Origin of the sequence: Streptomyces shenzhenensis, assembly GCF_003688995.1 — a bacterium.
Classification (GTDB): domain Bacteria; phylum Actinomycetota; class Actinomycetes; order Streptomycetales; family Streptomycetaceae; genus Streptomyces; species Streptomyces shenzhenensis_A.
The window spans coordinates 1-8,864 of the sequence record NZ_PENI01000070.1; the positions used below are offsets into that span (position 1 = coordinate 1).

Sequence of the window (8,864 nt, forward strand, 5' to 3'; positions counted from 1 at the left end):
TGGCGGGCGTCGCGGAATACATCCGTACGGCGGAGCTCGTCGCGTTCGTGCACACCGAGGTGGCGGCGGAGTACGAGGGCAGGGGAGTCGGGTCCGCGCTGGCGCGCACCGCCCTTGACGAGGCACGTGCCGCGAACCTGCGGGTGCTGGCCACCTGCCCCTTCTTCGCGGGCTGGATCGGCCGGCACCCCGAGTACCAGGACCTGCTGTACCAGTCCCGCAGCAAGGTCAGTGACTGAAAGCCGAGCACGGCAGTGACGGAGGCAGGAATGAGTGGTGGATCCGAGCGGAAGGCATACCGGGCGCAGTCGATCACGGTGACCTTCGAGGCCGGGCGTTGCCTGCACGCCGCTGAATGTGTCCATGGGCTGCCCGAGGTGTTCGACACGGCGAAGCGCCCGTGGATCCAGCCGGGCAACGCCACGGTCGAGCGCCTGGTCGAAGTGGTGGGGCGCTGCCCCTCGGGTGCGCTGCAGTACGAACACGTGGACGGCGGGACGGAATCCCCCGACCGGCCCACCATGATCACCCGCAGTGCCACCGGGCAGTTGACCGTGCGCGGGGAGCTGAGTGTGGACACGCCGCAAGGCGCGCGCGCCGAGACCAGGGTCGTGCTGTGCGGCTGCGGGCAGAGCCGCCTCCAGCCGTACTGCGACCACGCGGGGTCCTGCGGTCGATGACGCGGCGGCCCTGCCGGCTTCCCGCAGGTGACACCCAAGATCCTGGAGTTGAGCAAATGTCCCTCGCAGTGCGGTTCGCCGAGTACGGCACACCTGATGTGTTGCGTGTCGTCGATGTTCCGCCGCTCACCGCGGGCCCCGGGCAGGTACGGCTCGCGGTGCACGCCGCAGGCGTCAATCCGATCGACTGGAAGATTCTGAACGGCTTTATGCGCCAGGTGATGCCCCTCGGCCTTCCGGCCGGTCTCGGCTCCGACGTGGCCGGCGTGGTCGACCAGGTCGGCGAGGGCGTGACCGCCTTCAGGGTCGGTGACGAGGTGCTGGGGGCCTCCCTCACCCCCTCCTACGCGGAGTCCGCGCTCGCCGACCCCGCCGCACTGGTCGCCAAGCCGGCCTCCGTCCCGTGGGAAGTTGCCGCGACCCTGGCCGGTTCGGGCATCACCGCCTGGGAGGTTCTCAACAAGCTGAAGCTCTCTGCGGGTGAGACTCTGCTGGTCCATGGCGCGGCCGGCGGCGTGGGCACGTTCGCCGTACAACTGGCCGTTGCTCGCGGAGCACGTGTCATCGGCACCGCGAGCGAACGCAACCACGAACAGCTCCGCTCCTTCGGTGCGGAACCGGTCACCTATGGCACGGGCCTGGTCGACCGCGTACGAGCGATTTCCCCCCAGGGGGTCGACGCGGTCCTCGATGCCTCCGGTCGCGGTGAGATCCCGGACTCGATCGAACTCGCCGGCGGCCCGACACACGTCCTGTCACTCGTGGCCTTCGACGCCGCGAGCACCGGGATCCAGGTGCACATGGCCGAGCCGGGAGCGGGCGGCCCCGAAGCGCTCCGGGGCATCCTCGCCCTCATCGAGGCGGGACGGCTGCAGGTGCCTATCGCGGGTACCTACCCCCTCGACGAGGTTGCGGCGGCACTGGCAGTGAGCCAGTCCGGGCACCCGGGCGGCAAGCTCGTAGTACTCCCGGCGTAGAGCCTGGGCCTGCGTAGCCGGACCTCCGCCCCGCCGGCCGAAGGTTCGGCACGCCTGACAGAGGTCCAGCCGGCGGACAGGTGGCGCGGGGTAAGCGGGCCGGCCGCAAGGTACCGGTGCTCAAGTCCCTGGACGGCATCCTCGCGGCCGTGGCGGCCCTGAACGCCGCCCGCGTGTGGGCCGAACCGGACGTCTTGCCGGTCGCGTTGTGCCACTCGGGCGACTTTCTCGGCGATCACGGGCTGAATCCTGTGCCACAAGTTGATTAATCAACCAGAGTGCGCTTCAGTTGATCCATCAACGATATCTCCTCGGGTAGGGGTAATGGCATGAGTGAGAAGAAGGTCGCCGGAGCCACGGGTGCACAGGGAGGCGGTACCGCGCGGGCGATCCTCGCCGATCCGGACTCGGGGTTCACCGTGCGCGCGCTGACCCGGAACCCCGACTCACCCGCGGCCAAGCAACTCGCGCAGCTCGGTGCGGAGGTCGTGCGGGCGGACTTCCATGACGAGCCGACCGTGCACGAAGCGTTCGAGGGTGCCTACGGCGCCTTCCTCGTCACCAATTTGTGGGCGCACGGTTCGGCGGCCAAGGAGACGGAGGAGATCGAGGTTCTGGTGCGGGCCGCGAAGAATGCCGGGCTGCGGCACGTGGTGTGGTCGACGCTGGAGGACACCCGCGAACTGCTGCCCCTGCAGGACGAGCGGATGCCCGTCCTGCTGGGGAAGTACAACGTCCCGCACTTCGACGCCGAAGACGAGGGCAACGAGCTGTTCCGGCAGGCCGGGGTGCCGAGCTCCTTCCTGAACACCACCTTCTTCATCCAGGGCTTCCTGGCGATGATGGGGCCCAGGCGCGCCGAGGACGGCGTACTGACGCTGACCCTGCCGCTTGAGGACGGCAAGCTGCTGGCCGGCGTGGACGTGCATGACATCGGCCGCATGGCGTTCGCCATTCTCAAGGACGGCGAACGGTTCATCGGCCGGACGTCGACCTCGCCGGCGACCACCTGACCGGCGCTCAGTACGCGCAGAAGCGGGGCGCCGCGATCGGCGAGCCGGTGTGCTTCCAGTCGGTGCCCTGCGACGTCTTCCGCTCCCTGGGCATCCCGGCGGGCGACGGGATCGCCAACATGTTCCAGTACTACGGCGACTTCGACCAGGAGTTCACCGGCGCGGCAGGAGTAGGGGCACGGGGAGCTGCCCGCTCGGCGGGGGCTCCTTCGGCTGGGGCTGTATCGCTGGTCGGTCGACCGAGCCAACCGTTGTGAACTGAGGGCCGGACCGTCGACGAGCGGCCGCGGCCTCTTCATGGAAGAGCCGGTGCGTAGGTTGACGGCAGAGGAGCAGCATGCGTGGCGGAGCTTCGTCCGCATGCATGAGAAGCTCATGGGCCGGTTGTCTCGCTTGATGCAGACGGAGTCCAACGTTTCGCCTGCAGACTTCGCCGTACTGGTCGAGCTGACGGACGTACCGGAGGGACGGCGGCCGTTTCTGGACATCGCCAGGGCGTTGGAGTGGGAGAAGAGCCGGATGTCCCATCACATCGCCCGGATGGTGAAGCGTGGTCTGGTGGTGCGGGACAGGAGTCCCGAAGGCGGCCGTGGCACGTTCGTGGTGATCACAGACGAGGGGCGAGCGGTGATCGAAGCCGCCGTCCCGCGTCATGTGGAGGCGGTGCGTAAGCTCTTCCTTGACAACGTCACGCCGTCGGAGCTGCGGTTGCTGGCTCGGATTTCCGAGCGTGTGGCGGAGAAGCTGGACGAGGAACCATCCTGTCCGGAGCGGGTGGCCCGGCCCGCGGCACGCGGTCGGCGTGAGCGTCGCCGCGGTGGCGGCTGAGAGCGGATCGAGCCTCATGCAGACTTGCGCGACACGTCAAACAAGTCTCCGCTGCACCGGTCACGTCCAAGGTCGGCGGTGTGGCGGGCCGCACGCCTCTACTTGTCGGGACGCGGCGGTACGGGGTGCTTGCTCATGATCGACACGCGATTGAACGCGTTGATGGTGACCGCCACCCAGATCGCGGCTGAGATCTGGTCTTCGGAGAGGGTCTGCCGGGCGGCCTCGTAGGCGGAAGCCTGGGTCGTGGCGTCGGCCGGATCGGTTGTACTCTCGGCCAGCGCCAGGGCGGCGCGCTCCGAGGGAGTGAACAGGCCGGTGTCCCGCCATGCGCTCAGGATTCCGAGTCTCTGCGGTGACTCACCGGCGCGCAGAGCCGCTCTGTTGTGGAGGTCGAGGCAGTAGGCGCAGCCGTTGAGTTGCGACACGCGGACGTTGATCAGTTCCACGGTGGCGCGGTCGAGTCCGGCCTCGGATGCCGTTGCTCGGACCGCCTCGGAGACCTGCACCAGGGCATGGAAGGCCTTGGGGCTCTGTTTGTCGATGAAGATCCTGCGGGGCGGGGAGCTGTGGGTGTGGTCGCTCACGTCGGGGGCTCCTTCGGGCCACGCTGGGCGTGGCCTGTGTTCGGGCGGGTGCTGTGGCCATCGGCCTGTCTCCATGGCACCATAGTTGATGTGGCAACCAGATCGGGTAGGGGGTACTCTCGGTGAGCAACACGGAAACCGATGCGGCGGCGCTGCTCTGCGGTGCGCTCGTCGAAGATGACCGGCCGACCGGAGCCCCCAGGGTCGATGTCCTGTCGGCGCGAGAGGTCCCCCTCGGCGGTCCACGTGCGATGCGCGTGCGGCGGACGCTGCCCCAGCGAGAGCGCACACTCATCGGCGCCTGGTGCTTCGCCGATCACTTCGGCCCGCACCAGGTCGCCGCGTCGGGCGGCATGAACATGCCCCCGCATCCGCACACCGGACTGCAGACGGTGAGCTGGCTGTTCAGCGGCGAGGTCGAACATCGCGACACCCTCGGCACCCACGCCCTGATCCGGCCCGGCCAGATGAACCTCATGACCGGCGGTCATGGCATCGCCCACTCGGAGGTCTCCACCCCGAACACCACCGTCATCCACGGCGTCCAGTTGTGGGTCACGCTGCCCGAGGAACACCGCAACGCCGATCGGGACTTCCAGCACTTCGTGCCCGAAATCGCGCGGGTCGACGGGGCCGAGATCAGGGTCTTCCTGGGCTCGCTCGCCGGAAGCACCTCCCCGGTCCGGACCTTCACGCCGCTGCTCGGCGCCGAGATCGTCATCGGACCGCACGTGACGCTCACTCTCGCCGTTGACGCGGCTTTCGAGCACGGTCTTCTCGTGGACAGCGGGGACATCCGTCTGATCGACACTGTGCTGCGGCCTGCCGAACTCGGATACGTCCCTCGCGGCGCGGACACCCTGACGATGGTGAACGAGACCGAGGCGCCGGCGCGGACCATCCTCCTCGGAGGACCTCCCTTCGGGGAGGAGATCGTCATGTGGTGGAACTTCATCGGCCGCAGCCACGAGGACATTGTGAAAGCCCGCGAGGACTGGGAGGCGTCCTCCGACCGCTTCGGCGTCATCGAGGACTTTCCCGGCGGCCGCCTTCCCGCACCGGCCCTGCCGAACGCCGTCATCACACCGCGCCGGAACCCGCCGGCCCGCTGACCTCCCTTACGAAAGGCACACCATGAGCGAGTCCTCCACCACCACGGTCGTCGAGCGTGTGGACGCCGATCACCAGTACGAGATCCTGGTCGACGGCCGACGCGCCGGTCTGACCGCCTACCGTGACCTGGGCATGCAACGTGTCTTCTTCCACACGGAGATCGACGAGGCCTTCGCCGGCCAGGGGCTGGGCCTGCAGCTGGTCCAGCAGGCACTCGCCGACGTGCGCGCATCCGGGATGCGGATCGTCCCGGTCTGCCCCTACGTCGCCAAGTTCCTCAAGCGGCACGACGAGTTCGCGGACATCACCGACCCGGTCACACCTGATGTCCTGCGATGGCTGAAGGCGCAGCTTGGCTGACTCCATAAGTCCTGCTGCGGTTCCAGCCGGGAGGCAGTGCCACGAAGATCCGCATACCGTTGACTTGGCATGACGCAGGCCTGGGAGGTTCAGGATGGGTGCGTTCGCGGTCGGTGACACCGTCACCGTCACGGGGAAGACGATGACGGGCAACGTGGGCATCGTCGTCCACATCGACGAAGCCAAGAACAGGTATCTCGTGCGTATCAGCGCCGTGACTCAGAACTGGTTCACCGCCGATGAGCTGAAGCCGTACGAAGGCTGACCACCGTGTCGCGGGCGGCTTCCAGAGCGACGCTGAAGCCGGCTCGGTCGGGCCAGGCGAAGTTGGCGACCGCGACCTTGGATGCGCGCTGAGGTGCCCGGAGGGCTCAGGTGCGGACGAAGACCGACCAGACCATGCGGATCGGCCGCAGCCGGGAGATGAAGCGCAGTCCGTTCCGTGCGGCGGCCGGTTCGGTAGTGAGCGCGAGGTCGTAGCGGCGTTCGGCCACGGCCTGGGCTGCCTGGCTGGTGGAGTCCGCGGTGGCCACTTCGGACAACTGGTGGGTAGTGGCTAACAGTTGGTCCAGCAACGGTCGCGGCGAGGGGTGTGTCACCAGACTCGGGCGGTCGGACAGCGGACCGCCGTCGGCGCGCCGGGCGATGCCGTACAGCGGGGTGTCCATGACGAAGATACTGGCCAGCGCGATGTCGTCGGCCATGTAGAAGTGGTGGATGTCCCGATAGGCGTTGGCGACGACCACATGGCTGACGGCGCCGGCCGTCAGGGCTTCCAGAGCCTGTTCGTAGGTCGTCTTGAGCACGATCTGCGGCCTGCCGGGGAGGCGGGAGCCCAGCAGCCGCGCGGCCTGCTCGCTGCTCGTGCCCTCGGGGCCGAGCGTTCCGATGGTCGGCGGCCCGGCCGGTGCGGGTCGGACGTCGATCCAGCCCAGTTCGACGGTCATGTGTTACTCCTCGATGTCGGCGACGACCCAGGTGCTGATGGCGCTCCACAGCGCCGCGGATTCCTGGTGGAAGGGGTGGTCCTGGTAGTTGCGCAGGGAGACTTGGTCGGGCAGCAGGCCGATCGCGGCGAAGTCGTAGGCGATCGGACGGTCGGCGATGTTGCGGCCCACCTGCCAGTGCAGGAGGCCGGGCACCCGCTCGCCGACGAGCCGCGAGGACCGCTCGGCCGCGAGGGCCGCGGGGTCCTGCCAGCCGAAGCCTGGCTTGAACTTGAACAGCACAATGTGTCTGATCATTGGCATCCTTTTCGGGCTGAATGGTCACCAAATCACTCGCGCGACGGCACGCGGGCATGCCGATGGAGATATCACCGACACAGCGGCGTGCTTTCCGCGCAGACGTAGGGCTGATCTCGCACCCGCCGACGCCCCTTATCGCGTCAATCCGCCGGACATGATCTCGTGCGCGTACGGGCGGCTGCTTGCCATGGTGGTGTTCCGACCGCAGAGAGGCGGGCGATCAGGCGGAGTGGCCGAAAGCCTGGGCCTCGGCTGTCACAAAGGCGGTCAACCGGTCGAGTCCTTCGTCGATCGACGCGTCGTCGAGCAGGCTGAAGGACAGCCGAATCTGGTGTGAGGAGGTCATGCCAGTGTGAAAATGGTGCATGGGGGTCCAGATGACTCCGTGATCGCGCGCCGATCGGTGCAGCGAACGGTCGTCCACGGTGAACGGCACCGTGAGAACGACGAAGAACCCGCCGGCCGGGGTGTTCCACGTCACCGAGCCAGTGGCGCCGAAGCGCGCGGTGAGACCGGCCAGCATGCGCCGCAGGTTGGCGCGGTAGACCTCGATCTCACGCTTGTTCGCGGCAAGCATGCTGCACCCGTGGCGCAGAAGCTTGCCGCCGATGACGGCCTGGGCGACGGGTGAGGTGTTGAGAGTGACGTTGCTCTTGATCAGCGACAACTGCTCCGCGAGCGTACCCGCCGTGCGGCCGTCCCTGACGACGGGCTGATCGGCCACGACGAAGCCGACGCGGGCGCCGGGCAGGCCGGTCTTGGCGAAGGAGCCGACGTACACGACCTGGCGTCGTGTGTCGAGCGCCTTGAGGGTCGGCGGCCGGGTGCCGGGGTCGGCATGGAAGAGGCCGTACGGGTTGTCCTCGATGATCAGCAGATCGAGATCGGCCGCCAGGTCGAGCAGGGCGGTCCGGGTGGCCAGGTCCAGGCTCACCCCGGTGGGGTTGGAGAAGTCGGGCACGAGGTACAGGGCGCGCGGCCGTTGGCCGCGGGCGCGGGCCGCTGCCACCTGATGCTCCAGGTCGACGAGGTCGAGGCCGCCGTCTCCGTCCCCGACGTCCAGCACGGGCATGTCCAGCAGGCGCGCGGCGCCGGTCAGTCCGAAATAGGTGGGCGTGACGGCAAGGACGACGTCCTGCGGGGAGACGCGCAGGGACCGCAGCGTCAGGAACATCGCCTCCTGGCTGCCGACGGTCACCACCACCGCGTCGGGATCGACGGTGATTCCCTCGTCGATCTCAAGGTAGCGGGCGACCAGGTCGTGGATGACGCCCTTCGTCCGCCCGTACTGGAACACGGTTCTGCGGGCTTCCTCGTCCGTCAGCCCCACCACCTCGGTGAGGTGTGTGACGAAGGTGCCCAGGTAGTCGTGGAGTTGTTCGACCCGGAAGAACTCCTCGTAGGGTCGGCCGGCGGCGAAGGACACCGCCTGCGGGTGGTCCGAGGCGATGTCGTTCAGCAGGTTCATCGAGAGCAGGACGGGGTCGTCCAGAGAGGGATGCAGTTGCGCGAGGGATAATTCGACCACTTTTCGATTCTCCGGCCCTGCGAATTTCGGCGGTTGTGAGTGCCTCTGTATCCGGTGCTCGCTCGACGAACCAGTGCGGCACCCTGTGTGTAGAGATGACCCCTGTCAAGTAGTTGATGTCTCATCTATATTAGCATGGGAAAGTGATACGTCAACTAGATGTATGAGGGTCGGAGGTTGGCGACGCCGGCCTGGAGGTGCGAAGCTCCGCCGGAGCGTGCCGGGGTCACGGCCGTACCGGGTCGAGCAGGTCTTCGGGGTTGCAAGTCGCCCGACATGGCGCAAGAAGGGCGTGGGCATGCAGGAGCTGGAGCGGATCACGGCTCGCCGCAGTCAACTAGACATGAGAGATGCCGTCCATCGTGTGTGTCTCAGGTCTGGTTCTCGCCGCCGTCGACGTAGACGTTCGAGCCGACGACGTAGCTGCTCTGTTCCGAGGCCAGGAAGGCCACGACCGCGGCGGCCTCCTCGGGCCGGCCCATGCGGCCCTTGGGCACGGTCGCGGCGACGTGCTCCTTGATGGCCCGGGCG

14 protein-coding genes are annotated in these 8,864 nt (G+C 67.8%); 9 read left to right on the plus strand and 5 right to left on the minus strand.

The genetic code is table 11. The features are described 5' to 3' along the window. From CTZ28_RS45965 to CTZ28_RS45985, 6 genes are all read left to right on the plus strand, one after another. The coding region (locus CTZ28_RS45965) for a GNAT family N-acetyltransferase (protein ID WP_147481309.1) at positions 1-239 on the plus strand (239 nt) is incomplete at its 5' end. A gap of 30 nt (positions 240-269) precedes the next feature. Further along, the gene (locus tag CTZ28_RS45970; RefSeq protein ID WP_121895905.1) at positions 270-680 is read left to right on the plus strand and encodes a (4Fe-4S)-binding protein; all 411 of its coding nucleotides are present in this window, start codon (positions 270-272) and stop codon (positions 678-680) included. Positions 681-736: 56 nt separating this feature from the next. Beyond that, entirely contained in the window at positions 737-1,657 is a 921-nt protein-coding gene (locus CTZ28_RS45975) for an NADP-dependent oxidoreductase (protein ID WP_121895906.1), read from the plus strand. A 116-nt stretch (positions 1,658-1,773) separates the two neighbouring features. Continuing rightward, positions 1,774-1,926, plus strand: coding sequence for a hypothetical protein (locus tag CTZ28_RS47615; protein WP_183154912.1), 153 nt, complete (start codon positions 1,774-1,776; stop codon positions 1,924-1,926). Between the two features lie 60 nt (positions 1,927-1,986). Further along, positions 1,987-2,670: an NmrA family NAD(P)-binding protein gene (locus CTZ28_RS45980; protein WP_259472116.1), complete on the plus strand. Its 684-nt coding sequence runs from the start codon at positions 1,987-1,989 to the stop codon at positions 2,668-2,670. A gap of 297 nt (positions 2,671-2,967) precedes the next feature. Next, positions 2,968-3,498, plus strand: coding sequence for a MarR family winged helix-turn-helix transcriptional regulator (locus tag CTZ28_RS45985; protein WP_121895907.1), 531 nt, complete (start codon positions 2,968-2,970; stop codon positions 3,496-3,498). Between the two features lie 98 nt (positions 3,499-3,596). Here CTZ28_RS45985 and CTZ28_RS45990 read toward each other — a convergent pair whose 3' ends face one another. Next, positions 3,597-4,085 (minus strand): carboxymuconolactone decarboxylase family protein, encoded by a 489-nt coding sequence (locus CTZ28_RS45990; protein WP_259472117.1) that lies wholly within the window; start codon positions 4,083-4,085, stop codon positions 3,597-3,599. 122 nt (positions 4,086-4,207) lie between these two features. Here CTZ28_RS45990 and CTZ28_RS45995 point away from each other — a divergent pair, with 122 nt between their 5' ends. The 3 genes from CTZ28_RS45995 (at position 4,208) to CTZ28_RS47620 (ending at position 5,823) form a co-directional block, all read left to right on the plus strand. Next, positions 4,208-5,197: a pirin family protein gene (locus tag CTZ28_RS45995; protein ID WP_121895909.1), complete on the plus strand. Its 990-nt coding sequence runs from the start codon at positions 4,208-4,210 to the stop codon at positions 5,195-5,197. 22 nt (positions 5,198-5,219) lie between these two features. Beyond that, positions 5,220-5,558, plus strand: coding sequence for a GNAT family N-acetyltransferase (locus tag CTZ28_RS46000; RefSeq protein WP_121895910.1), 339 nt, complete (start codon positions 5,220-5,222; stop codon positions 5,556-5,558). A gap of 94 nt (positions 5,559-5,652) precedes the next feature. Next, positions 5,653-5,823: a transcription termination/antitermination protein NusG gene (locus CTZ28_RS47620; protein WP_183154913.1), complete on the plus strand. Its 171-nt coding sequence runs from the start codon at positions 5,653-5,655 to the stop codon at positions 5,821-5,823. 106 nt (positions 5,824-5,929) lie between these two features. Here CTZ28_RS47620 and CTZ28_RS46005 read toward each other — a convergent pair whose 3' ends face one another. The 4 genes from CTZ28_RS46005 to CTZ28_RS46020 all read right to left on the minus strand — a co-directional run. After that, positions 5,930-6,505, minus strand: coding sequence for a type 2 periplasmic-binding domain-containing protein (locus CTZ28_RS46005; protein ID WP_121895911.1), 576 nt, complete (start codon positions 6,503-6,505; stop codon positions 5,930-5,932). 3 nt (positions 6,506-6,508) lie between these two features. Then, the gene (locus CTZ28_RS46010) at positions 6,509-6,802 is read right to left on the minus strand and encodes a Dabb family protein (RefSeq protein ID WP_121895912.1); all 294 of its coding nucleotides are present in this window, start codon (positions 6,800-6,802) and stop codon (positions 6,509-6,511) included. Positions 6,803-7,025: 223 nt separating this feature from the next. Further along, the gene (locus CTZ28_RS46015) at positions 7,026-8,333 is read right to left on the minus strand and encodes an aminotransferase-like domain-containing protein (RefSeq protein WP_259472118.1); all 1,308 of its coding nucleotides are present in this window, start codon (positions 8,331-8,333) and stop codon (positions 7,026-7,028) included. Between the two features lie 371 nt (positions 8,334-8,704). Next, positions 8,705-8,864, minus strand: a 160-nt coding sequence (locus CTZ28_RS46020) for an SDR family oxidoreductase (RefSeq protein ID WP_121895913.1), incomplete at its 5' end; no start/stop codon positions are given.